Raw genomic sequence first — 24,024 nt, forward strand, 5'->3', positions numbered from 1 at the left:
ATGGGCTCGCCCGCCCCCACCGGGGAAGGCTCACCAGGCGCGTCGGTGGCGACGAGCACGTCGCCAGGGCTGAAGGCGCCGACGCGACGCGGCACCGAACTGGTGATGCTGTCGTTCGCCGCCGGTCTCGTGACGCTGGCACTGATCCTGGTCGAACTGAACCAGGAGCGCTCGCTGAGTCTGCGGATCCTCTACCTGGGTCTCGCCTACCTCGGCCTCTTCGCCTGTGCCCACCTCGCCGTGCGCAGGTGGGCGCCGTACGCCGACCCGGCGATCCTGCCGTGCGTCGCGCTGCTCAACGGGCTCGGTCTGGTGACCATTCACCGGATCGACCTCGCCATGGAGGGCACCGTCTTCCTGGACGGCTCGACGTGGGACCCGGTGGCGTTCAAGCAGGTCCTGTGGACCGCCATCGGGTTGTTGCTGTTCGCCGCGACGCTGAAGTTCCTGCCGGACCACCGCATGCTCGCGCGGTTCGGCTACACGTTCGGCCTCGTCGGTCTCGTCGCGCTGATGCTCCCCGGTGTGCTGCCGGGCTTCATCGCGCCCGAGATCAACGGCGCGAAGATCTGGCTGCGCCTCGGCCCGTTGTCGATCCAGCCCGGTGAGTTCGCCAAGATCCTGCTGATGGTCTTCTTCGCCGCCTTCCTGGTGTCGAAGCGGGACCTGTTCACCGTGGCGGGCCGCCGGTTCCTCGGCATGGACCTGCCCCGCGCCCGCGACCTCGGCCCGCTGTTCGCGGCCTGGGGCGTCACGGTCGCGGTCATGGTGCTGCAGAAGGACCTCGGTTCCTCGCTGCTGTTCTTCGGCATCGTGCTGGTGCTGCTCTACATCGCCACCGAACGTGCGGCGTGGGTCGTGCTCGGTCTCGGCATGTTCGCCGGCGGCGCGGTCGTCGCGTGGAAGCTCTTCAACCACGTGCAGCAGCGCGTGGCGAACTGGCAGGACCCGATCGCCCGCTACGAGGTCATCGGCGGCGGCTACCAGATCTCCCAGTCGCTGTTCGGTCTCGCGACCGGCGGCATCGGCGGTGCCGGGCTCGGCGCGGGCCGGCCGGAGATGATCCCCGAGGCCAACACCGACTTCATCACCGCCGTCATCGGCGAGGAGCTCGGGTTCGTCGGCTTCGCGGCCCTCCTGCTGATCTACATGGTCTTCGCGTTGCGCGGCCTGCGCGGTGCGATCTCCGTGCGCGACAGCTTCGGCAAGCTCCTGGGCGGCGGTCTCGCGTTCGCGGTCTGCTTCCAGGTCTTCATCGTCGTCGGCGGTGTCACGAAGCTGATCCCGATGACGGGTATCACCGCGCCGTTCCTGTCCTACGGCGGTTCGTCGCTGCTCGCGAACTACATCCTGGTCGCGTTGCTACTGCGAATTTCTGCGGCGGCGAGGGCCCCGCAGCGGGTCGCGAAGCCGAAACCGCAACAACCGGCTATCGCCGACCAGCACACTGTGATGGTGGAGCGTCCCAAATGAACACACCGCTCCGCCGCGTCGGCATGGCCATGATGGTCATGATCGTGCTCCTGCTGGGCAACGCCACGTGGGTGCAGGTCATCAACGCCGACGAGTGGCGCAAGAACGCGTACAACCGCCGGGTGCTGCTCGACGAGTACGCCCGCAAGCGCGGGCTGATCATCGCCGCGGACGGCACCACGATCGCGGACGTGAAGGAGACGACCGACCGTCTCCGGTTCCTGCGCACCTACAGCAACGGCCCGGTCTACGCGCCGGTGACGGGGTACCTGTCGGTCACCTACGGCACGTCCGGCATGGAACGCGCCGAGAACGACCTGCTCAACGGCTCGGACGACCGGCTGTTCACGCGCCGCGTCTCGGCGTTGATCACCGGTCGCGACCCGGTCGGCGGCAACGTCCAGCTCACCCTGAACGCCAAGGTGCAGCAGACCGCGTACGACCAGCTGACCGCCAAGGGCTTCACGGGTTCCGTCGTCGCGATCAAGCCGGACACCGGCGAGATCCTCGCGATGGTGAGCACCCCGTCGTACAACCCGAACCTGCTCGCGAGTCACGACTCGAACGAGCAGGTGTCGGCGTGGAAGCAGCTCAACGCCGAGGACTCGGGCGACCCGCTGCTCAACCGCGCGACGCAGGCGCTGTACCCGGCCGGTTCGACGCTGAAGGTCGTCGTCGCGGCGGCCGCGCTCGCCGACGGCAAGAACAAGGACACGCAGTACACCGCCAAGGGCTCGATCACGCTGCCGGGCAGCCAGACGCCGCTGCCGAACTTCAACGGCACCCCGTGCGGCCCCGGCGAGACGGTGTCGATGGAGACCGCGCTCGCGAAGTCGTGCAACACGGCGTTCGGTGAGATGGCGGGCCAGGTCGGCGCGAACAAGCTGCGCCGCCAGGCCGAGAAGTTCGGGTTCAACGACTCCGACCTCCAGGTGCCGCTGCCCGTCGAGACCTCGACGCTCGGCCCGATCTCGGACGAGGCTTCGCTGTACCAGACCGGTATCGGCCAGCGCGACGTGCAGATCACGCCGCTGGAGAACGCGGTGATCGCGGCGACGATCGCGAACAACGGCAAGCGCATGCAGCCGTACCTGGTCTCGAAGATCCTCGGCCCGGACCTGAAGTCGATCGACGACACCTCGCCCGACGAGGTCGAGACCGCGATGAGCACGGCGAACGCCAACGCACTGCGGGACATGATGATCCAGTCGGAGATCAACACCGGTGGCGAGGGCCGTCTGCAGAACGTGCAGGTGGCGTCCAAGACCGGTACCGCCGAGCACGGCGCCGACGTGACGAAGAACAACCCGCACGCCTGGTACATCGCCTTCGCGCCGGCGCAGAAGCCGGAGATCGCGATCGCGGTCATCGTGGAGGACGGCGGCGACCGCGGTCTGGGCGCCACCGGCGGCAAGGTCGCCGCACCGATCGGTCGCGCCGTGATGAACGCGTATCTGGCAGGCCGCTGATGCTGACCAAGGGCCAGCTCCTCGCCGACCGCTATCGCCTGACCAGGCGCATAGCGGTCGGTGGCATGGGCGAGGTCTGGGAAGCGGCGGACGATCGGCTCGACCGCCGCGTCGCCGTGAAGGTGCTCAAGGCGGAACTCTCGGGTGATCCCGAGTTCCTGCACCGCTTCCGCGTCGAGGCGCGGATGACCGCGTCGCTGAACCACCCCGGCATCGCGTCGGTGCACGACTACGGCGAGACCGCGTCCATCGCGGACGGGCCGGAGGACACGGCGTACCTGGTGATGGAACTCGTCGAGGGCGAACCGCTCGCGACGATCATCTCCCGCGGCCGGCTGACCGCCGAGGTGACGCTGGATCTGCTGGAGCAGACCGGAAACGCGTTGCAGGCGGCCCACGAACGCGGGCTCGTGCACCGGGACGTGAAGCCCGGCAACATCATGGTGACCCCTTCGGGCAAGGTGAAGATCACCGACTTCGGCATCGCGAAGGCCGTGGACGCGGCACCCGTGACGCGATCCGGCATGGTGATGGGCACCGCGCACTACATCGCACCGGAACAAGCTCTTGGCGGCGAAGCCGAACCGGCGAGTGACGTCTACTCGTTGGCTGTGTGTGGCTACGAGTGCATGGCCGGTCACCGGCCGTTCCTGTCCGACAACGCGGTGACCGTTGCGATGATGCACATCCGCGACGTCGCGCCGCCGTTGCCGCGCGACGTTCCGCCGGGTGCGCGAGCGTTGATCGAGGCGACGCTGGTCAAGGACCCGAGGCAGCGCTACCGGACCGGCGGAGAGTTCGCCGCGGCCGTCAGCGCGGTGCGGGTGGGCCAGCCGTTGCCGACACCGTCGGGGTTCACGATGCCCCCGCCGATCCCCCAACAGATTCAGCAGCAGCAGATTCCGCAGCAGGTCACGCAGCCTCCGCCACCGCCTCAGGTGTCGCAGCCGCTGCCGATCCCGCCGCAGATGCAGCACCACCAGAGCGGGCCGGTGCGTGCCGGTACCCATCCGGCGATGCAGCCGGCGCACCAGACCGGCATGCAACCGGTGCACCAGACCGGAACGTTCACCCCCATGCCGACGCCACCGGGGAGAAACCGGACCGTCGTCTGGGTTATGGTCGCTTTTCTGGTGGCAGTGCTGCTCGTGCTCGGCGTGGTCGTTTTGTGGAAGTTCACCATCCAGAACGACAACACCGGGCAAGGCAGCCGGGCGACGTCTTCGAGCACGGCGAACCCGAACGCTCCGGCGAACGGTCAGGCGAAGCCCGACTCCGCGGACCGGATACCGGGCAGTGCGCCGCAGCGCATCAACGAGGACGACTACATCGGTCGTTCCGGCGACGAGGTCAGCATCGATCTGATCGGCCACGGCCTGGAACCCGAGGTGCGCAGCGCACAGGGCACGGCACCGGGCGACTTGAAGAAGTGCCGGGTCACCGCCATCGCGCCCACGGGCGAGGTGCCGGTCGGCTCGAAGGTGAAGGTGACGTGCGCGCCATGAGCAAGACCAGAACCGAGTTCGGAACACCGTCGACTAGGAGCGGGACGAAGCACCGATGAGCACTCCGCGACTGCTCTCAAACCGCTACGAACTGGGCGAGACTCTCGGGTACGGCGGCATGTCCGAGGTCCACAAGGGGCGGGACGTCCGCCTCGGCAGAGACGTGGCGATCAAGGTGCTTCGAGCCGACCTCGCCCGTGACACCCAGTTCCAGGAACGTTTCCGGCGTGAGGCGCAGAACTCCGCCGCCCTGAACCACCCGGCGATCGTCGCCGTCTACGACACCGGTGAGACGCAGACCGAGTACGGCCCGTTGCCGTACATCGTGATGGAGTTCGTCGACGGACGGACGCTGCGCGACATCGTGAAGACGCAGGGCCCGTTGTCGGGCAAGCGCGCCATGGAGGTCATGGCGGACGTCTCGGCGGCGCTCGACTTCAGCCACCGGCACGGCATCATCCACCGGGACGTGAAGCCGGCCAACGTGATGATCACGAAGTCCGGCGCCGTCAAGGTGATGGACTTCGGCATCGCCCGTGCCCTGCACGACGGCCAGGCCGCGGTCACGCAGACGGCGGCGGTCATCGGCACGGCCCAGTACCTGTCGCCGGAGCAGGCGCGCGGTGAGTCCGTCGACGGCCGTTCCGACGTCTACGCCGCCGGTTGCGTGCTGTTCGAACTGCTGACGGGCGAGCCGCCGTTCACCGGTGACTCGCCGGTGGCCGTGGCGTACCAGCACGTCCGGGAGGACCCGAAGGCGCCGTCGCAGCTCAACCCGAAGGTGTCGCCGCAGCTCGACGCGATCGTGCTGAAGGCGATGTCGAAGGGTCCGGCGAACCGCTACCAGTCGGCCGCGGAGATGCGGGGCGACCTGGTCCGCGTGCTGTCCGGCCAGCGCCCGTCCGCCCCGGCCGTGATGACGGCCGAGGACCGCACCGCCGTGATGAACGAGCAGTCGCGCGCACCGCGCACGCAGATCGTCTCCGGCGGCGGCGGTGGCAGGCACCGTCCGGCGGCGTTGAAGTCGGAACCGGACGACTACGACCCGATCGCGGACGAAGAGGAAGAGCGTCGCGCCCGCCGCAAGAAGGCGATCATGGTGACGCTGGTGGTGATCCTGTGTCTGGCCGTGCTCGGCCTCGCTGCGTGGATCACCAACAACCTGATGAACCAGAGCAACGAGGCGGCCGCGAAGGTCCCCATCCCGTCGGTCGTCGGGCTGAGCCCGGTCGAGGCCAGGGAGAAGCTCACCAAGGCCGGTCTCCAGTCGTCCCAGCAGGAAGTGGCCTGCGAGCCCGGTGCGGCCGGCGCCCCCGCGACGTGCAACGCCGACCAGATCAACAAGGTGATCGGCTCGGACCCGCCGGAGGGCACCCAGGTCGCCCAGGGCAGCACGGTCAAGATCTCCGTCGGCGCGCCTCCCGGCGAGGGCACCGTGCCGGACCTCGCGGGCAAGACCCCGGCCGAGGCCCAGCAGCTGCTCGACAAGGACCCCAACGGCTTCAAGCTCCAGCAGAGCGACCAGGCCGTCGAGGTCGAGGACGCCACCAAGGCCGGCAAGGTCGTGCAGCAGAACCCCGCCGTCGGCGTGAAGCTGAAGAAGGGCGGCACGGTCACCATCCAGCTCGGCAAGGCGCCGGAGAAGTCGAACGTGCCGAACGTCGTGAACGACGACGTCGACGACGCCAAGCAGACGCTCGAGGGTTCCGGCTTCAAGGTCGCCGTCGAGGAGCAGGACAGCGCGAAGCCGGCCGGCACCGTGATCTCGCAGACGCCGGGCCCGAACACCAAGGCGGACAAGAACTCGCTCGTCACGCTGCGGGTCTCGAAGGGCAACCAGTTCGAGATGCCCGACCTCGTCGGCATGGACAAGCGGGAGGCGGAGCAGAAGCTGCGCCAGCTGGGCTGGAACGCGTCCTTCAACGTGCAGAACGAGCAGACGCTCGACCCGTCGAAGCGCGACAAGGTGCTCTCGCAGCAGCCCGCGAAGGGCCAGCTGATCACCAAGGGCACCGCGGTCACCGTGACCGTGGGAACTTTGGGCGCCGGCGGTAGTTAGGCTTGAAGTGCAAAGGGGCGGCTTCCTGGTTGAGGAAGCCGCCCCTTTTTGGCTTTAGAGGCGCGCGGCCGCGGCAAGCGTGCGCATGCCGTTCTCCAGCTGCGCGACCGTGGCCTCCGGCACCTCGAAGCCGCAGACCTTCATCCAGTTCGCCAGCATCCGGTGGCCGCCGTCGGTGAGCACCGACTCGGGGTGGAACTGCACACCCTCGACCGGCAACTCCCGGTGCCGCATGCCCATGACGATGCCGGACTCCGTCTTGCCGGTGACCTCGAACTCGGCGGGGATCGTCTCCGGCAGCACCGTCAACGAGTGGTACCGCGTGGCGATGAACGGCTGCGGCACCCCTTCGAGCACACCCTGACCCTCGTGGAAGACGATGCTCGTCTTGCCGTGCAACAACTCGGGCGCCCGATCAACCGTGGCACCCCACACGACACCGATTGCCTGATGGCCGAGACACACACCGAACACCGGCTTGCCGATGTCCGCACACTTCTTGATGACGTCGATGCTCGCGCCAGCACGCTCCGGCGTACCGGGCCCTGGGCTGACGAGCACACCGTCGACGTCGTCGATCTCGTCGAGGTCCACCTCGTCGTTGCGCCGCACGACGCACTCGGCCCCGAGCTGAGCGAGGTACTGGACGAGGTTGTAGACGAAGCTGTCGTAGTTGTCGACCACGAGCACGCGCATGAAGAGAGCTTAGTTGGTCGGCGCGAGTGAGTTAGCTCTCGTCCGCGTTGAGGTTAGGCTACCCTAAAATAGGTGTCATGAGTCGCCCCTTGCGCGTCGCGATCGTCGGCGCCGGACCGGCCGGCGTCTACGCCGCCGACATCCTGACCAAGTCCGACGTCGACGCGCAGATCGACCTCTTCGAGAAGCTGCCGGCCCCCTACGGCCTGGTCCGCTACGGCGTCGCCCCCGACCACCCCCGCATCAAGGGCATCGTGGGCGCCCTGCAAAAGGTGCTCGACCGACCGTCCGTCCGGTTCTTCGGCAACGTCGAGTACGGCGTCGACATCAAGCTCGACGACCTGCGCCAGTTCTACGACGCGGTCGTGTTCTCGACCGGCGCCTCCGCGGACCGTGCGATGGACGTCCCGGGCATCGATCTGCCGGGGAGTTTCGGAGCTGCGGACTTCGTGTCCTGGTACGACGGGCATCCCGACGTGCCGCGGACCTGGCCGTTGACCGCCACTTCCGTTGCGGTGCTCGGGGTGGGCAACGTCGCGCTGGACGTGGCTCGGGTGTTGGCCAAGACGGCGGACGAGCTGTTGGTGACCGAGATTCCTGCGAACGTCTACGAGGGGTTGGCTGCCTCTCCTGTCACCGACGTGCACATCTTTGGGCGGCGCGGGCCCGCGCAGGCCAAGTTCACGCCGTTGGAGTTGCGGGAGTTGGACCACTCCCCCAACGTCGAGGTGATCGTGCATGCCGAGGGGATCGAGTTCGACGAGGCGTCGATGCTCGCGATCCGGACCAACAAGCAAGTTGAGATGATCGTGAAGACGTTGCAGGAGTGGGCGATTCGCGATGTCGGGTCTCGGCCTCGGCGGTTGCACCTGCACTTCCTTGAGGCTCCTGTTGAGGTTTTGGGTTCCGATTGTGTTACCGGGCTGCGGACTGAGACCCAAGAATTGACCGGGGACGGGAATGTTCGCGGTACCGGGGTGTTCACCGACTGGGATGTTCAGGCTGTTTATCGGGCCGTTGGGTATTTGTCCACGCACCTGGCCGACATTCCCTTTGACCATGTTTCCGGGACGATTCCGCATGAGGCCGGTCGGGTGTTGGACCTGGATGAGGTGCCTATGCCTGGGGTTTACACGACTGGGTGGATCAAGCGTGGGCCCATCGGGTTGATCGGGCACACCAAGGGTGATGCCTTGGAGACGATCACCAGCTTGCTGGCTGATGCCGATGGGCTGCCGCAGGCTGTGTCGCCGTCACCTGGCGCGGTGGTGGAGTTCCTTTCCGCACGTGGAGTGCCGTTTGTCACCAACGACGGGTGGGGGCGGCTGGATGCTCACGAGATCGCGCTTGGGGCTGCTCATGGGCGGGAGCGGATCAAGGTTGTTTCTCGTGAGGAGATGACTTCTGTCTCGAACGGCTGACGCCGTTCCTCGATGGAGCCGCCATCGCGCCTTTTGCGCGGTGGCGGTTTCACATTTCTGATTCCTGTTCCAGCGGGGTTGGTCGCGTTCCTGGGGGTCGGTCGCCTTGCGAGGGTGGGCGCGCGGGTCGTGACGAAGAGCGGGGTTGCGATTGGGGCTTGACCTTGAGCCTCTAGCTGGATGCATTCGCGGCCTTCAAAAGCCGGGGTGAAAGCGCCCCGGCCGGACCGGACAGGTTGGCATCCAGCCCCTCAAGGTCAAGCCCCAATCGCCAAGAACGGTGGAACCGCTACCCAGAGCTGATCAGCCCGTTCGGGCTCGCTTCGCCTCGCCACACCAGGTCTCGTAGGTGGTTGGCTTGCGTTGGTGGCCGCCGGTTGCATGCGCGCGCCGGGCCAAGACGGTGGTCACCTTGCGTTCGCGACTGCGGTCCCTGCGTCCTACTGGGTCGTCACGTTGTTGAACGGGAGCTTCGGCTCCGCCCACGGGAACACGACGAACATCAGCAGCGCCACGACGGCCAGCGCCAGGACTACGGCCTCGAGCACCCGCACGGCTGTCGGGCCCGGCAGGTGGCGCCAGATCCAGCTGTACATCGGACTAGGCCCCCGTCATCTCTGGTGGCACGAAGCCGTCGGCCACCGGGTAGCTCTTGGTTTCGATGGCGTGCACGATCAGGCGCTGCTTGTCGGAAAAACGAGGGTGGCACGTGGTGAGGGTGAGCAGGCGGGCCTGCTTGTCCGCCGGGACGGTGGCGCCCACCTGGTGCGGGATCGGTGCGATCACTTCGCCCTGGCTCGGGACCACGATCTCCTGGCCCACGGTTTTCGCGTAGACGTCGCCGAGGGTGGTGGAGAGCGGGGCCACGCCTGCGCAGGCTGCCTCTTTGGACTTCGGGTTGGTGGCCCAGCCCTGGACTTCGCTGCTCATCGGGAGCACTCGGTAGACGAACCACTGGGTTTGGGTTTGCACGACGATCGAGTTGCACGATTCGAGCAGGTCGAGGTCGTTGAACGGCGCACCCTTGCCCACTCGGTGGCCCGCGATGGAGAAGTTGCCCGCTTCGCCTGGCTGGGCGGTGTCCTTGTAGTGGCCCGGGCCGATTTCCAGGTGCTTGTCGGTCGTGCCTTCGACTACGGAGAACTTCCAGTCGTTGCCGAAGACCGGGATGTACATCTTCGCGAAGGCCTTGCCTTCGATCAGGTTCAGCTGCGACTTGCGGTTCGGGTCCGCCGGCGGCGGGGTGACGACGTTCGAGCTCCATTCGGAGTCGAGGGCCGCGGTGGCGTCCTCCTGCTTCGCTGCGGAGAGCAGGTCGGTCACGTAGACCTCGTAGACGACGAAGAGCAGAACTACGAGGCCCATGGTGATGAGGGCTTCGCCGAAGCCCCTGACCGTTTTGCGGGCCAGGCTGTCGGGCGGCAGGTCGTCCTTCTTGGCCGCCGGCTTCTCGTCGTCGTAGTAATCGTCGTCTTCGTAGTACTCGTCGTCGTAGTCGTCCTCGACGCGCGGGATCACCTCGGTGGGCGGGTCCACCGGGCGTGGGCGCGGAGGCATTGGGCGCGGGGGCATTCCGCGCGGCGGCGTTCCGGGCGGCGGACCGGGACGACCCGGTTGCGGCATGCCTCTGGCCGGGGTGCCGGGCGGCGGGAAGTTCGGCCGCTGCTGCTGCGGGTTCGGGGGCAGGCTTCCGGAGAAAGCGCTGGTGAACTGCGTTGCGTCCGCCGGCGGCATGGGCCGCGGAGCTGGTGTTGCCCGCACGTGCTGAAGGTCATCACGACGGGGTGCAGGGCGCCTGGGAGGCGGCTGCTGCGGTCCCGAGTTCACCTGAGAACCTCCGCGCGGACTGTGAACTGAAAACAACTGCGTCTGCAAGGTGGTTCGCTCACCACCGTCGCTACGTTAACGTGTCTCCTGAGTAGTGCACGTAAACTCGCGTCACTCACGGATATCCACGTCAGGCGAGGACAGCATGCCCAAGTCGAAGGTCCGGAAGAAGGCGGTCTACACCGCACCCACTGACCGCCGCACGCCGGTCAAGGTCAAGGCAGCGGGGCCGTCTCACCCGGTCTACGTCGTTGTCATGCTCGGCTTCATGCTGCTCGGCCTCGCGTGGCTGGTCGTCAACTACATCGCGGCCGAGAAGATCCCGTTCATGCTGGAGCTCGGGGCGTGGAACTTCGCCATCGGGTTCGCGCTCATGATCATCGGCCTGCTGATGACGATGCGCTGGCGCTAGGCGCACAGCCGCTCACCGTTCGTACTGGTCGGCCCGGACGTCACACGTCCGGGCCGACCTTTGTTCGCCCCAGGTTCACTTGGTTCATCCGAGCGTCACCGAAGCACACGGCTGTAAGTCATCCCCATTGGGGACAAGTCCTGTGGACAACTTTGCACCAAAATGCACAAGCGACGGTTTTCCCTCATGCGGACCCGTTCGGTTGTCCACATTTCATGCGGCACACTCGACAGTGTGACTCGCACCTGGTCCACGCCCGCCCCGGTCGTCCTCCTCGCGTGGCTGGCGGCCGCCGCGCTCGCCGTCGCGACGCTCGTCGCCGACGACAACGCCGGTCGTCTCCTCATCGGACTGGCCACGCTGCTGGTCGCCTACCTCGCCGCGTTCGCCTCGCTGGCGCGCCCTCGGCTCTCCGCCGACGCGAACGGCCTGGTCGTGCGCGGGTTCGCGAGCAGGACGCAGCTGCCGTGGCACGAGGTGAAGGTCAAGCTGCAGACCACGCGCCGACTCGGGCGGGAGCAGCAGACGTTGGAACTCGACGCCGATGACCGCCTCGTGGTGCTCACGAGGCTGGACCTCGGCGCCGATCCCGAAGAAGTGGCCGGAGTGCTGCACGCACTGCGGCCCTAACGGCAGGTGTTGTACTCCAGGAGGAACTCCGCCGCCGTGTCGAGCTGCGCGGCGCGCAACGCGAACATGCCGAGGAGCAGCACCGCGGCGGCCACCACGGCACCGATCTGGTAGGCGTTGCGATTCTGCCGCGGCGCCTTGACCATCGCGAGCGTCAACAGGCCGCCGATCACGAGGCCGCCGAGGTGCCCGAGCAGTGACGCGTTGGTGAAGAGGTTCGACACCAGGTTGAGCACGACGATCACGACGATCGTCGAGATGTCCCGCTGCTGCCGCTTGAACACGATCAGCAGCGCGCCCATCAGGCCGAACACCGCACCGGACGCACCGGCGTACGTCGGGCAGACGCTGCCGAAGAGGAACGCCGACGCACTGCCGCCGAGCAGCGACAGGAAGTAGACGGCGCTGTACCTCAGCTTGCCGAGCTCCTGCTCGATCACCGGGCCGACCACGAACAACGCGGCCATGTTGAGCGCCAGGTGGATCAGGCCGAAGTGCATGAAGCCCGAGGTGACGACCCGCCACCACTCACCTGCGGCGGTGAGGCCGGGAATCATCGCGGTCTCGACGAAGATGCTCGACCGCTGGTTGTTCATCGGGCTGCCGGACTGGACGACCGTGGCGATGTACGCCAGGACGTTCACCGCGATCATCAGCTGGGTGATGATCGGCCGGCCGTTCGAGGCCGGCGCACCCGCGGACGTGCGAGCCTGACGGACCGTGCGCGCGCCTTCGTTCACGCAGTCGACGCACTGCATGCCGACTGATGCGTCACGCAGGCACTCAGGACACGCCGGGCGGTCGCACCTGGTGCAGCGCAGCCGGGTAGGCCGATCGGAATGACGTGCGCAGACCGGGGTTTCCGGCTGCGCTCCGATCGGCCCTTCCGGTGGCACGGATGCGTTGCTCACGCGCGTTCGATCGTGATCCGCTCGATCTTGATGTCGTTGACCGGACGGTCGCCCGCGCCGGTCGTGGTGTTGCCGATCGCGTCGACGACGTCGCGCGACTCCTGGTCAGCGACCTCACCGAAGATCGTGTGCTTGAAGTTCAGCCACGTCGTCGGCGCCACGGTGACGAAGAACTGGGAGCCGTTGGTGTTGGGCCCGGCGTTCGCCATCGCGAGGATGTACGGCTTGTTGAACTGGAGTTCCGAGTGGAACTCGTCGGCGAAGCGGTAGCCGGGGCCACCGCGACCGGTGCCCGTCGGGTCACCGGTCTGGAGCATGAAGCCGGCGATGACGCGGTGGAACAGGGTGCCGTCGTAGAACGGACCCGACTTCGTGCCACCGGCGTTCGCCTCGGAGTAGTCCTTGGTGCCCTCGGCGAGCCCGACGAAGTTGGCCACCGTCTTGGGGGCGTGGTCGGGGAGCAGGTTGATCCGGATGTCGCCCTGCGTGGTGTGCAGGGTCGCCGTCACCTTGGTCCCGACGAGGGATTCGTTGCTGTCAGCCACCACCCCATCGTGCCATCACAGGCGGAGATGTTCAGAAACGGGCACGATGGGTATCTCTATGACATCACCGGACGACAACGTGTGGAGCACAGGATGGACGAGGTGGACGTCATGACCCGCGCCGGCGAGAACGTTGGCAAGGCTGTCGGCACCGGTCTGAAGGCCGCGCGTCAGGGTGTCGTTCGCGCTGGTCACGCCGCTGAGGCCAAGCTGGCCGACCGCGGCATCACCACAGACCAGGTCCGCGGCGCACTCGTGGAACGCGCTGATGCGCTCATGGGCAAGGCCGAGGACTGGGAGAAGCAGACGCGCCGCTCGCGCAAGCGGCTCGCGAAGAAGAGCGCCCAGACGCGCGCCGACCTCATCGGCAAGGCGGAGGTCGTGCGCAAGGAAGTGAAGAAGGCGGCGAAGCACGCGCGCAAGGACGCGAAGGTGCGCGCCAAGGAGATCCGCAAGGCCGCGGCCCAGCTCGGTGCGGACGCGCCGAAGCGTCGCCGCTGGCCGTGGGTGCTGGGTCTGCTGGTCGCGGCCGCAGCGGCGGGGTACGTCGCGTTGACGCGCCGGCCGCAGGAGGTCCACCTGCAGGACGAGGAGGCGCTTCCGCACGCGGAGCCCGTCCTCAACGGCCAGGTGCCGACCCAGAAGGAACCCGTGAAGTAGTTCCCGCACGTCGAACGCCCCCGTCGTCTCCCTGCAGGTGGAGACGACGGGGGCGTTCGTGTATCGCTAGAGCTGGAGCCCCTTGATCGACTCTTCCGCGATGCGGCGAGCCTTGATCGACTGCTTCTGGTTGGTCGTGACCACCACGGCCGCGTCGCCCTTGCCCACGGCGTAGACGACACCGGTGTCGCTGCTGACGTACCCTCCGGTCCACCCGGTGGGCGCGGTGGCGGGCTGCGAACCGTCCGGCGCCGCCTCGTTCACGATGAGCTTCGCGACGCGCTCATCCCCCACGTAGACGCGCACGGTCAACTGGATCTCAGTGGCATTGGCGTAGAAAAAGCACGCAGGGTGAGGCTGATCCGTTGACAGTTTCACTTTGGGTACACGCTGCCCGTTGGCCTCCGCGACGAAACCGGTCGCCAGGTAGGGGCACGTGCCGTCACTCGCGGGCTGGGGCGCGGGCGGCACGGTCGGAGCAGCGCTGGTCGTCGTGGTGACCTGCTGGGTCTGAGTGGTCGGCACCGGCACGTCTTGGGCGACCTGAGAGCCGCACGCGGCGAGGACGCCGAGCAGGGGCAGCAACAGTGCTCGTTTCATAGGGGCAACAGTCAACCAGATACCAAAAGCGCCTCAACCGGCACACTCTAAATTGGTCCATACCTTTTGTGCCCTGCCCCTGCCCCGCCTCTGGAAGGACCCAGCACATGGAGTTCCTCGAGCAACGACGCGAGCACGCCCTGGCGCTCTTCCGCATCATCATTGGTCTGTTCTTCGTGTTCCACGGGGTGCAGAAGCTGTCCAAGGGAGTCGACCTCCTCGCCTGGCCGTCCGGCCCGGTCACCCTGATCGAACTGATCGGCGGCGGCCTCATCCTCATCGGCCTGTGGACACGCTGGGCGGCCCTGATCAGCTCCGGCGCCATGGCGTACGCCTACTTCGTGGTGCACCAGCCCAAGGCCCTGCTGCCCATCGAGAACGGCGGCGAACTGGCAGCCGTCTACTCGTGGGCCTTCCTGCTGCTCGTGTTCACGGGCGCCGGCGCCTGGAGCATCGACACGATCCGCAAGTCGCCGAAGAAGTCACTGGCTGCGGCGTGACGCCATGACCGACATGCGCTGAAGCCCCGTTCGCAACGGCGCGAACGGGGCTTCTGCACGCTGGAGGCAAGAGTGCCGCGCGACGGGATGTGGCCTGCCGACGCCGAAGGCGAGGCGGCCGGGGGTCCGGGGGCGTGCCCCCGGCGTGGGGTCTGGGGGCTCGGCCCCCAGAAAACACTTCGGCCCGAGGAGGTCTGCGCTTTCCGCAGACACTCCCCGGGCCGAGGTAAGAATGGAGACGAGGGGAATCGAACCCCTAACCCCCGCCTTGCAAAGGCGGTGCTCTGCCAATTGAGCTACGTCCCCATGTCTGAGGACGGGCACGCCGTCCGTCAGAGCAAGACTGTGATCAGTCGGTGGGAGCGGTGGCCTCGCGCCACAGGTCCGCGTCGGCCTTGGCCGAACGGCTGCGCTTCACGAAGAACAGGACCGCACCGGCGACCACGACGAGTGCGATGATCTTCTTAGCCACTGGAAACCCCTCCAAGACTGTTAATGCCCCGACCTACCGCACCAGCCTACAGGCTTCGCGAGAGTTGGGCCGGGGCTCTGGGACTCAACAGTCCCAGACAAGAATGATGATTCGAATGGAAAACCCGAGTGGGCCTAGGAGGACTTGAACCTCCGACCTCTTCATTATCAGTGAAGCGCTCTAACCGCCTGAGCTATAGGCCCTCGATCATCACCCCTTGGGGCAACGAGGAGAACCTTACAGGATCGTCCTCGTTGCTCCCAAATCAGGGGGTCATTCCCGCTCGGAGAGCGTCAACTCCAAGCCACCGGCCAGGTCCGCGGACACGTTGTAGACGAACGCGCCGACGGTCGCCAGGGCCGTGAACAGGACGATGTTGACCGCGCCGATGATCGCCGAGACGCCGAAGACGCGGCCCGCGCTGATCAGCGGTTCGCCCGGCTCGTTGGCCTGGAGCAGGTCGTTCGCGGTGCTGTTGATCTTGTCCCAGACGCCCATGCCGTGCAGGACGCCGTAGAGGACGCCGACCGCCACGAGCCAGACGAAGAACAGGGCCACGCCCAGCACCAGGGCGAGCTTGAGGACCGACCACGGGTCGACGCGCTTCACCTGGAGCGAGGCACGGCGGGGGCCGCGGCCGGGGCGGCGGGCCGACGGGGCAGAGGCCGCGGGGCGTGAGCCGCCCGCGCCCATGTTCACGGACGTGCGGCTGCTGCCCAGACCGACCGGCACGGCCGAGCCCGTGACCACGGGCTTCTGCACCTTCACGGTGTCCGGGTCGGTGATCGGGAAGGCCGGAGCGGGCTCAGCGGCGGACGGGACCGGGGGTGCGGCCGGGGCCGTGTACGTCTCGGTCGCGTCGTGCTGGGCGGCGTCCGTGTCGTTCGTCACCCGCTGCCAGGGCGGCGGGGCCGAGACGACGACCGGCTCGTCGGCGACGGGCGCCGACGTGACCGGAGGAGCGGGAGCGGGCGCCGGCGTCGGGGCCGGGGTGGCCGCCGGAGCCGGCGTGGACGGCGGGGTGCTGAGCGAGACGGTCTTCTCCTCGACTGCGGGAGCGACCTTCTCGACCTTCTCCGCCGGCTTTGCCGCGGGAGCCGCAGGTGCAGCGGGCGCGGCGGCGGTGGCCTCCTTGGCCTTCTCCGCCGACACCGGCTTGGTCTTGTCCTGCGCGGTTCCACCCGAGGAACCGGAGGCCGGTGCCGCGGCCGAGTCCGCCTTCTTCTCCGCCGGCTTCTGGGCGGAGTTCTGCGGAGTCGGCTTGGTGATGACCGCGGTCTTGTCCGCGTCCCGACCTTCGCGGTTCTCGGGTGGAGTCACGAGCTTGTCCTTGACCTCTCGCTAACGATTCCGACTACTCAGCCGAGTCGGTGGGGGTGGCTGCCTGGTCAGCGGCAGAGTCCTCCGCGGCAGACGTCTCACTGATAGTGACGTCGCTGGGCTCGTCCGCGTTGCGTGCGACGGCGATCAAAGTGGTGCTTTCGCCGAGGTTCATCAGCCGCACGCCCTTCGTCTGCCGTCCAGCCTTGCGCACCTGCTCGGCCTTGGTCCTGATGACCCCGCCGGTCGAGGTGATGGCGTAGAGCTCGTCGTCGACGTCGACGATGAGCGCGCCCACCAGCCTGCCACGTCGGCGGTCGTGCTGAATCGTCAGCACACCCTTGCCTCCGCGACCCTGGACCGGGTAGTCCTCGATCGGCGTTCGCTTCGAGTACCCACCGTCCGTCGCGACCAAAACGAACAGGCCCTCCTGGACGACGCCGACGGACAGCAGCTCGTCATCGGCGTTGAAGCGCATGCCCTGCACGCCTGACGTGGCACGACCCATCGGGCGCAGCACGTCGTCGGTCGCGTGGAAGCGGATCGACTGGCCGTCGGCCGACACCATCAGCAGGTCGTCGTCGGCCGAGCAGAGCACCGCACCGACCAGTTCGTCGTCCTCGCGCAGGTTGATGCCGATAAGACCACCCGATCGGTTGGAATCGAAGTCGGACAGCTTCGACTTCTTGACCAGGCCCTTGCGGGTGGCGAGCACGAGGTACGGAGACACCTCGTAGTTCTTGATCTGGATGACCTGCGCGATCTCCTCGTCCGGCTGGAACGCGAGGAGGTTCGCGACGTGCTGGCCGCGGGCGTTGCGGTTCGCCTCGGGCAGCTCGTACGCCTTCGTGCGGTACACGCGGCCCTTGTTCGTGAAGAACAGGATCCAGTCGTGCGTCGAGCACACGAAGAAGTGCGCGACGATGTCGTCCTGCTTGAGCTGTGCGCCCTGCACGCCCTTGCCGCCGCGCTTCTGCGCGCGGTAGAGGTCGGTCTTGGTGCGCTTCGCGTAGCCGGTGCGCGTGATCGTGACGACCACGTCCTCGACCGCGATCAGGTCCTCCATGGACACGTCGCCGTCGAACGGGATGATCTTCGTGCGGCGGTCGTCGCCGAACTTGTCGACGATCGCGATGAGCTCCTCGCGCACGATGGCGCGCTGCCGCTCCGGCTTCTCGAGGATGTCCTTGAGGTCCGCGATCTCGACCTCGATCTCGGCCAACTGGTCGATGATCTTCTGGCGCTCGAGGGCCGCCAGGCGGCGGAGCTGCATCTCGAGGATCGCGTTGGCCTGGACCTCGTCGACGTCGAGGAGCTCCATCAGGCCCGTGCGCGCGATGTCCGGCGTCTCGGACCGGCGGATCAACGCGATCACCGCGTCGAGCTGGTCGAGCGCCTTCACCAGACCGCGCAAGATGTGCGCGCGCTCTTCGGCCTTGCGCAGGCGGAACCGCGTGCGCCGGACGATGACCTCGATCTGGTGCTTCACGTAGTGGCGGATCATCTGGTCGATCCGCAACGTCCGCGGCACGCCGTCCACGAGCGACAGCATGTTGACGCCGAACGAGTACTGCAGCTGGGTGTGCTTGTAGAGGTTGTTCAGCACGACCTTCGCCACCGCGTCGCGCTTGAGCGTGATCACGATGCGCATGCCGATGCGGCGGTTCGACTCGTCGGCGATGTTCGCGATGCCGGTGAGCTTGGCGTCGCGCACGAGCGAGGCGATGTTCTCGACCAGGTTGTCGGGGTTGACCTGGTACGGGAGTTCGGTGACGACCAGGATCGTGCGGCCCTTGGCGTCCTCGTCCATCTCGACGACGGCGCGCATGCGGACCGAACCGCGGCCCGTGCGGTACGCGTCCTCGATGCCCGAGGTGCCGAGGATCTGGCCGTACGTCGGGAAGTCCGGGCCCTTGATCCGGGCGATCATCGCTTCGAGGGTCTCCTCGTCGGAGGCCTCGAAGTTGTCCAGCGCCCACACGACGCCGTCCGCGACCTCGCGGAGGTTGTGCGGCGGGATGTTGGTCGCCATGCCGACCGCGATGCCCGAACTGCCGTTGATCAGCAGGTTGGGGATGCGCGACGGCAGGACCGTCGGCTCCTGGATCCGGCCGTCGTAGTTGTCGCGGAAGTCGACGGTGTCTTCCTCGATGTCGGCCAGCATCTGCATGGCCAACGGGGAAAGACGGCACTCCGTGTACCGCATGGCGGCGGCGGGGTCGTTGCCGACCGAGCCGAAGTTGCCCTGCCCCTGGATCAACGGGTAGCGCAGCGCCCACGGCTGGGCGAGACGCACCAACGCGTCGTAGATCGCCGAGTCACCGTGGGGGTGGTAGTTGCCCATCACGTCGCCGACGACGCGCGCGCACTTGTTGAAGCCGCGGTCGGGGCGGAAGCCGGAGTCGAACATCGAGTACAGAACGCGGACGTGCACGGGCTTCAACCCGTCGCGCACGTCCGGCAACGCACGACCCACGATGACGGACATCGCGTAGTTGATGTACGAGTTCTGCATCTCCTGCTGGATCTCGACCGGCTCGATGCGGTCGTGGTCCGGGGGCAGAGTCGTCTCGCTCACTGTTCTCTTTCCTTCTCGCCAGAAACGCCAGGATGCCTAGGGACCAAGCTCGAACTCAGATGTCGAGGAACTTGATGCTCTTGGCGTTGCGGGTGATGAACGAACGGCGTGCTTCGACGTCCTCGCCCATGAGCACGCTGAACAGCTCGTCGGCGGTGGCCGCGTCGTCCATGGTGACCTGGCGCAGGATCCGGTTCGCCGGGTCCATCGTGGTCTCCCACAGCTCCTCGGCGTTCATCTCGCCGAGACCCTTGTACCGCTGGATGTTGTCGTCCTTGCCGAGCCTCTTGCCGCCCTCGATGCCCGCCTTGATCACGGCGTCGCGCTCGCGGTCGGAGTAGACGTACTCCGGCTCGGTGCGCTGCCACTTGATCTTGTAGAGCGGCGGCTGCGCGAGGTACACGTGGTTGTGCTCGATGAGCGGCTGCATGAAGCGGAACAGCAGCGTCAGCAACAACGTGCGGATGTGCTGGCCGTCGACGTCGGCGTCGGCCATCAGCACGATCTTGTGGTAGCGCAGCTTCGTCAGGTCGAACTCGTCGTGGATGCCGGTGCCGAGCGCCGTGATCAGCGACTGGACCTCGGTGTTCTTGAGGACGCGGTCGATGCGCGCCTTCTCCACGTTGATGATCTTGCCGCGGATCGGGAGGATGGCCTGGTACATGGAGTCCCGCCCCTCCTTGGCTGATCCACCTGCGGAGTCACCCTCGACGATGTAGAGCTCGCAACGCTCCGGCTCGGTCGAGCGGCAGTCCTTCAGCTTGCCGGGCAGGCCGCCGATGTCGAGCGCACCCTTGCGGCGCACCAGTTCGCGGGCCTTGCGCGCGGCGATGCGGGCCTGCGCCGACGACACCGACTTGGTGACGATCGTCTTGGCCTCGTTGGGGTGCCGCTCGAACCAGTCGGCCAGGTGCTCGTTCGTCGACTTCTGCACGAACGACTTGGCCTCGCTGTTGCCCAGCTTGGTCTTCGTCTGGCCCTCGAACTGGGGCTCCTTCAACTTCACCGAGATGATCGCGGCGAGACCCTCGCGGATGTCGTCACCGGTGAGGTTGGTGTCCTTCTCCTTGAGCAGCTTCTTCTCGCGCGCGTACTCGTTGACGACTCGCGTCAACGCGGCGCGGAAGCCCTCCTCGTGGGTGCCGCCCTCGTGCGTGTTGATCGTGTTCGCGAACGTGTAGACCGACGCGGTGTAGCCGGTGTTCCACTGCATCGCGACCTCGACCTGGAGGTCCTCCCCCTGCGCCTCGAAGCCGATCACCTTCTGGTGCACGGCCTCGCGCGTGTGGTTGATGTGGCGGACGAAGTCCTCCAGACCACCCGGATAGTGGAAGGTGCGCTCCTTCACCGCGGCCTTGTGGCCCTCGGCGTCGGCTTCCTCGTCCTCCGGCGAGACCCGCTCGTCGCGCAGGATGATCGTGATCCCCTTGTTGAGGAACGCCATCTCCTGCAGGCGGCGCGCGATCGTCTCGACGTTGTACGTCGTGGTCTCGAAGATCTCCGGGTCGGCCCAGAACGTGACGGTGGTGCCCGTCTCCGTCGTCGGCTCGCCCTTGCGCAGTTCGTGCGCCGGCTTGGACGCCTCGTAGCGCTGGTTCCAGACGTGGCCGGCGTTCTTGATCTCCAGGTCGACGGCCGTGGACAGCGCGTTGACCACGGAGATGCCGACGCCGTGCAGACCGCCGGACACCGCGTAGGAGTCGCTGTCGAACTTGCCGCCCGCGTGCAGCTTGGTCATGACGACCTCGACCGTCGGGACGCCCTCGACCGGGTGGATGCCCGTCGGGATGCCGCGGCCGTCGTCGATCACCCGGACACCGCCGTTGGCCAGCAGGGTGACGTCGACCGTCGTCGCGTAACCCGCCATCGCCTCGTCGACCGAGTTGTCCACAACCTCCTGGACCAGGTGGTGCAGACCGCGTTCACCGGTCGAGCCGATGTACATGCCGGGCCTCTTGCGCACTGCCTCAAGGCCTTCGAGGACGGTGATCGAGGACGCGTCGTACTGGTTCTTCTGAGCTGACACGGGCCTGGAGTCTCCTCGCTGATGCGGGCAGGACCCGCACGATGTTCCCCGACTACTGGGATTGGGGTTGAAGCTCTCCCGTTGATTCTACCGGGGCACCCCGACAGAACGGGGTCAAGGACACCTTTGATTCGGTCACAGAGCGCCTCAAGCGGCGCCGGACGGGTCGGGACGGCTGAAACGGGGGTTTAAATCCGCAGGTGAACGCTCATTGAGCCACAGAACGGCCGCTGAGCCCCTCGCGGGACCTCACCCGTAGGTGTCACGCGGACCGCGCCCAGGCGCGTGCCTGGGGCCGTGTCGCCAGCTCGGCGCGTCCGGTCCCTTGATCTTGAGCCTTTTGACGACGCCGTTGCCGACGCCCGCGGCGATCCGCTTGAGCAGGTCGCGCTGCAGAAGGCGCAGCTGAGTGGCCCACGCCGTCGACGACGCCTGGACCGTCAGTTCCCCGTCACTGAGCGCGATCGGTTTCGCGTGCTCGGCGACGTCCTCACCGACTAATTTTGCCCAACGACCGAAGACCTGACCACCCTGGAGTTGCTCGACCCAGCCCCGGTCGGCGGCGATCCTGGACGCGATCCGGCCGAGCGGCTGCGGGTCGCGGTCATCGGGTCCCGGACCCGACCAACGGCGGCGGCGACGCTGGACCGGACGGCCCTTCGCCTTGCTCCCCGGCACCCGGCCGCGGGCCTTCGCACTCGCTTTCGCGGCCTCCAGAGCGGCCCGCGCGAGGTCCGATCCCTTGAGCGGCTCACCCTCAGGTGTGAATGAACCTGTGGACAAGTCCGGATTTGTGACGGAGTTATCCACACCATCCACAGACTTGTCCCCAGATGTGTGGGCGGACACACCCGATCGAGCTACATGTGGGGGCTTTGAACCCCCAGAGTCAGCCTGCGAGTCAGACACGCCGCACCTCCCCGCCGTGGACCTCGAACCGGGCACCGCTCAGCTCGTCCGGAACGTCCTCCGCCACCGCCGCGGTGATCAGCACCTGCTCGGCGGCGGCCGCCACCTTGGCCAGTTGCTGCCGCCGGCCCCGGTCGAGTTCCGCGAACACATCGTCCAGCACGAGCACCGGTTCGATGCCGTCGACACGCATCAGCTCGTACCCTCCGAGCCTCAGCGCGAGCGCGAACGACCATGACTCTCCGTGACTGGCATAGCCCTTCGCGGGGAGTTCGCCGAGCGTCAGGTCGAGGTCGTCCCGGTGGGGACCGACGAGACACACGCCGCGTTCGATCTCCTGCTTGCGCACCCGGTCGAGTTCGGCCAGCAGCAGGTCCTCGATGCTCTCCCGGTCTTCCGGCAGGTCGCCGACGCTCGACCGGTACGAGATGAGCGCCGGCCGCGACTCCGGAGCGACCTCCGCGTACGCCGAGGTCACGTGGTCCGCCATGTCGCGGACCAGTTTCAACCGCGCGGCCAGCAGCTCCGCGCCGTGCTTCGCGAGGTGCCCGTCCCAGACGTCGAGCGTCGAGAGGTCCGCCGACCGCGAGTGCTTCACCGTCTTCAACAACGCGCTGCGCTGCTTGAGGACGCGGTCGTAGTCACTGCGAACACCCGCATAACGCGGTGCGCGCAGCACGAGCATCTCGTCGAGGAACCTGCGCCGGTCGCTCGGATCGCCCCTCACGAGAGAGAGGTCCTCCGGTGCGAACAGCACAGTGCGAAGAATCCCGAGCACGTCTCGTGGACGTGGCACCGGACCCCGGTTGATCCGCGCCCGGTTCGACTTGCCGGCCGTGATCTCCAGTTCCACGAGCAGCTCGCGGTCGTCGTTGACCACGGCCGCCCGCACCACGGCGCGCTGGGCGCCGTGCCTGATCAGCGGTGCGTCGCTGGACACGCGGTGCGAACCCAGTGTCGCCACGTACCCGATCGCCTCGACCAGGTTCGTCTTGCCCTGGCCGTTGCGGCCGACGAGCACCGACGCGCCGGGGTCGAGTTCCAGGTCAGCGAGCTCCCACGACCGGAAGTCGCTGACCTGGAGGTGTCTGACGTGCACTTATGCCTTCTGGACCGCGTGGCCGCCGAACTGGTTGCGCAGTGCGGCGACGGCACGCATCGCGGGCGAGTCGTCCTGGCGCGACTGGAACCGCGCGAACAGCGCGGCGGAGATCACCGGGAGCGGCACCGCGTTGTTGATGCCCTCCTCGACGGTCCACCGGCCCTCGCCCGAGTCCTCGACGTACCCGCGCAGGTCGTCGAGTTCCGGGTCCGACTCCAGCGCGCGCACCAGCAGGTCGAGCAGCCACGACCGGACGACGGTTCCCCGCTGCCACGCCGAGATGACCGCGGGCACGTTGTCCACGACGTCGGTCTTGTCGAGGAGTTCGAAGCCCTCGGCGTACGCCTGCATCAGGCCGTACTCGATGCCGTTGTGGACCATCTTCGAGTAGTGGCCGGCGCCGACCTTGCCCGCGTGCGCGAAGCCTTCCTCGCGCGGACCCTCCGGACGGAGCGCGTCGAAGATCGGCATCGCCTGCTCGACGTGCGCGGCGTCACCACCGACCATCAGCGCGTAGCCGTTGTCGAGACCCCACACGCCACCGGACACACCGGCGTCGACGTAGCCGATCTCCTTCTCCGCCAACAGATCCGCGTGGATGCGGTCGTCGGTGAACTTGGAGTTGCCGCCGTCGACGACGAGGTCGCCGGGCGAAAGCAGCTCGGACAGCTCCTTCACCGTGTTACGGGTGATGTCGCCGGCGGGCACCATGACCCACACCACGCGCGGCGCTTCGAGCTTGGACACCATGTCCGCCAACGACTCCGAGTCGCTGACCTCGGGGTTGCGGTCGTAGCCGATCACCTCGTGACCGGCCCGGCGCACCCGCTCGCGCATGTTGAAACCCATCTTGCCGAGGCCGACGAGTCCGAGCTGCACGGTGTACTCCCCTACGTTCTTCTGGTACCC

General features: G+C 67.2%; 21 protein-coding genes, 2 tRNA genes and 1 pseudogene. 9 read left to right on the forward strand and 15 right to left on the reverse strand.

Annotated features, from left to right (window positions below; genetic code table 11):
- The 4 genes from JNUCC0626_RS33285 to pknB are packed head-to-tail and all read left to right on the forward strand — an operon-like array spanning nt 1 to nt 6,506.
- Nucleotides 1–1,473 carry an FtsW/RodA/SpoVE family cell cycle protein gene (locus tag JNUCC0626_RS33285; protein WP_394614712.1) on the forward strand — a complete coding sequence of 491 codons (1,473 nt, stop codon included), beginning with the start codon at nt 1–3 and terminating at the stop codon, nt 1,471–1,473.
- Nucleotides 1,470–2,942 carry a peptidoglycan D,D-transpeptidase FtsI family protein gene (locus JNUCC0626_RS33290; RefSeq protein WP_394614713.1) on the forward strand — a complete coding sequence of 491 codons (1,473 nt, stop codon included), beginning with the start codon at nt 1,470–1,472 and terminating at the stop codon, nt 2,940–2,942. Before JNUCC0626_RS33285 ends, JNUCC0626_RS33290 begins: the two co-directional genes overlap by 4 nt.
- A complete protein-coding gene (locus tag JNUCC0626_RS33295; RefSeq protein ID WP_394614714.1) occupies nt 2,942–4,447 on the forward strand; it encodes a serine/threonine-protein kinase in 1,506 nt (501 codons plus the stop codon). Before JNUCC0626_RS33290 ends, JNUCC0626_RS33295 begins: the two co-directional genes overlap by 1 nt.
- 55 nt (nt 4,448–4,502) lie before the next feature.
- Nucleotides 4,503–6,506 (forward strand): Stk1 family PASTA domain-containing Ser/Thr kinase, encoded by a 2,004-nt coding sequence (pknB, locus tag JNUCC0626_RS33300; RefSeq protein ID WP_394614715.1) that lies wholly within the window; start codon nt 4,503–4,505, stop codon nt 6,504–6,506.
- Nucleotides 6,507–6,560: 54 nt separating this feature from the next.
- Here pknB and JNUCC0626_RS33305 read toward each other — a convergent pair whose 3' ends face one another.
- A complete protein-coding gene (locus JNUCC0626_RS33305; protein ID WP_394614716.1) occupies nt 6,561–7,202 on the reverse strand; it encodes an aminodeoxychorismate/anthranilate synthase component II in 642 nt (213 codons plus the stop codon).
- Between the two features lie 77 nt (nt 7,203–7,279).
- Here JNUCC0626_RS33305 and JNUCC0626_RS33310 point away from each other — a divergent pair, with 77 nt between their 5' ends.
- The gene (locus JNUCC0626_RS33310) at nt 7,280–8,623 is read left to right on the forward strand and encodes an FAD-dependent oxidoreductase (protein ID WP_394622152.1); all 1,344 of its coding nucleotides are present in this window, start codon (nt 7,280–7,282) and stop codon (nt 8,621–8,623) included.
- A gap of 440 nt (nt 8,624–9,063) precedes the next feature.
- Here the strand turns inward: JNUCC0626_RS33310 and JNUCC0626_RS33315 are convergent, their stop codons facing one another.
- Nucleotides 9,064–9,219 carry a hypothetical protein gene (locus tag JNUCC0626_RS33315; RefSeq protein ID WP_394614717.1) on the reverse strand — a complete coding sequence of 52 codons (156 nt, stop codon included), beginning with the start codon at nt 9,217–9,219 and terminating at the stop codon, nt 9,064–9,066.
- Nucleotides 9,220–9,223: 4 nt separating this feature from the next.
- On the reverse strand, nt 9,224–10,159 hold the full coding sequence (locus JNUCC0626_RS33320) for a class E sortase (protein WP_394614718.1): 936 nt from the start codon (nt 10,157–10,159) through the stop codon (nt 9,224–9,226).
- Between the two features lie 436 nt (nt 10,160–10,595).
- On the opposite strand from JNUCC0626_RS33320, the gene crgA reads away from it, so the two are divergent.
- Nucleotides 10,596–10,862 (forward strand): cell division protein CrgA, encoded by a 267-nt coding sequence (gene crgA, locus JNUCC0626_RS33325; RefSeq protein ID WP_030465604.1) that lies wholly within the window; start codon nt 10,596–10,598, stop codon nt 10,860–10,862.
- Nucleotides 10,863–11,096: 234 nt separating this feature from the next.
- The gene (locus JNUCC0626_RS33330) at nt 11,097–11,492 is read left to right on the forward strand and encodes a PH domain-containing protein (protein WP_394614719.1); all 396 of its coding nucleotides are present in this window, start codon (nt 11,097–11,099) and stop codon (nt 11,490–11,492) included.
- Here the strand turns inward: JNUCC0626_RS33330 and JNUCC0626_RS33335 are convergent.
- Nucleotides 11,489–12,232, reverse strand: a complete 744-nt coding sequence (locus tag JNUCC0626_RS33335) for a rhomboid family intramembrane serine protease (RefSeq protein WP_394614720.1) — start codon at nt 12,230–12,232, stop codon at nt 11,489–11,491. The genes JNUCC0626_RS33330 and JNUCC0626_RS33335 overlap by 4 nt on opposite strands.
- Before the next feature lie 167 nt (nt 12,233–12,399).
- Nucleotides 12,400–12,948 (reverse strand): peptidylprolyl isomerase, encoded by a 549-nt coding sequence (locus tag JNUCC0626_RS33340; protein ID WP_394614721.1) that lies wholly within the window; start codon nt 12,946–12,948, stop codon nt 12,400–12,402.
- A 93-nt stretch (nt 12,949–13,041) separates the two neighbouring features.
- Here JNUCC0626_RS33340 and JNUCC0626_RS33345 point away from each other — a divergent pair, with 93 nt between their 5' ends.
- Nucleotides 13,042–13,608 carry a hypothetical protein gene (locus JNUCC0626_RS33345; protein WP_394614722.1) on the forward strand — a complete coding sequence of 189 codons (567 nt, stop codon included), beginning with the start codon at nt 13,042–13,044 and terminating at the stop codon, nt 13,606–13,608.
- A gap of 66 nt (nt 13,609–13,674) precedes the next feature.
- Here the strand turns inward: JNUCC0626_RS33345 and JNUCC0626_RS33350 are convergent, their stop codons facing one another.
- Entirely contained in the window at nt 13,675–14,208 is a 534-nt protein-coding gene (locus JNUCC0626_RS33350; protein WP_394614723.1) for a DUF2020 domain-containing protein, read from the reverse strand.
- A gap of 107 nt (nt 14,209–14,315) precedes the next feature.
- Between JNUCC0626_RS33350 and JNUCC0626_RS33355 the strand changes: the two genes are divergently transcribed.
- Complete coding sequence (locus JNUCC0626_RS33355; RefSeq protein WP_394614724.1) at nt 14,316–14,708, forward strand: DoxX family protein; 393 nt, start codon at nt 14,316–14,318, stop codon at nt 14,706–14,708.
- A gap of 233 nt (nt 14,709–14,941) precedes the next feature.
- Here the strand turns inward: JNUCC0626_RS33355 and JNUCC0626_RS33360 are convergent.
- The 9 genes and pseudogenes from JNUCC0626_RS33360 to gnd all read right to left on the reverse strand — a co-directional run bounded on the left by JNUCC0626_RS33360 (nt 14,942) and on the right by gnd (nt 23,994).
- A tRNA-Ala gene (locus JNUCC0626_RS33360) sits at nt 14,942–15,014 on the reverse strand.
- Nucleotides 15,015–15,060: 46 nt separating this feature from the next.
- A pseudogene (locus JNUCC0626_RS33365) lies at nt 15,061–15,180 on the reverse strand (DLW-39 family protein); the annotation flags it as partial.
- Nucleotides 15,181–15,309: 129 nt separating this feature from the next.
- Nucleotides 15,310–15,383, reverse strand: a tRNA-Ile gene (locus JNUCC0626_RS33370).
- 70 nt (nt 15,384–15,453) lie between these two features.
- Nucleotides 15,454–16,500, reverse strand: coding sequence for a DUF3566 domain-containing protein (locus JNUCC0626_RS33375; protein ID WP_394614725.1), 1,047 nt, complete (start codon nt 16,498–16,500; stop codon nt 15,454–15,456).
- 34 nt (nt 16,501–16,534) lie between these two features.
- Nucleotides 16,535–19,078, reverse strand: coding sequence for a DNA gyrase subunit A (gyrA, locus tag JNUCC0626_RS33380; protein WP_394614726.1), 2,544 nt, complete (start codon nt 19,076–19,078; stop codon nt 16,535–16,537).
- A 55-nt stretch (nt 19,079–19,133) separates the two neighbouring features.
- A complete protein-coding gene (gyrB, locus tag JNUCC0626_RS33385) occupies nt 19,134–21,104 on the reverse strand; it encodes a DNA topoisomerase (ATP-hydrolyzing) subunit B (RefSeq protein WP_394614727.1) in 1,971 nt (656 codons plus the stop codon).
- A 249-nt stretch (nt 21,105–21,353) separates the two neighbouring features.
- Nucleotides 21,354–21,914, reverse strand: coding sequence for a DciA family protein (locus JNUCC0626_RS33390; RefSeq protein WP_394622153.1), 561 nt, complete (start codon nt 21,912–21,914; stop codon nt 21,354–21,356).
- Between the two features lie 91 nt (nt 21,915–22,005).
- Entirely contained in the window at nt 22,006–23,112 is a 1,107-nt protein-coding gene (recF, locus tag JNUCC0626_RS33395; protein ID WP_394614728.1) for a DNA replication/repair protein RecF, read from the reverse strand.
- Nucleotides 23,113–23,994 (reverse strand): phosphogluconate dehydrogenase (NAD(+)-dependent, decarboxylating), encoded by an 882-nt coding sequence (gene gnd, locus JNUCC0626_RS33400; RefSeq protein ID WP_394614729.1) that lies wholly within the window; start codon nt 23,992–23,994, stop codon nt 23,113–23,115.
- Nucleotides 23,995–24,024 lie beyond the last annotated feature (30 nt).

The organism is Lentzea sp. JNUCC 0626, from assembly GCF_043632865.1.
In the GTDB taxonomy this organism is placed as follows: Bacteria; Actinomycetota; Actinomycetes; order Mycobacteriales; family Pseudonocardiaceae; genus Lentzea.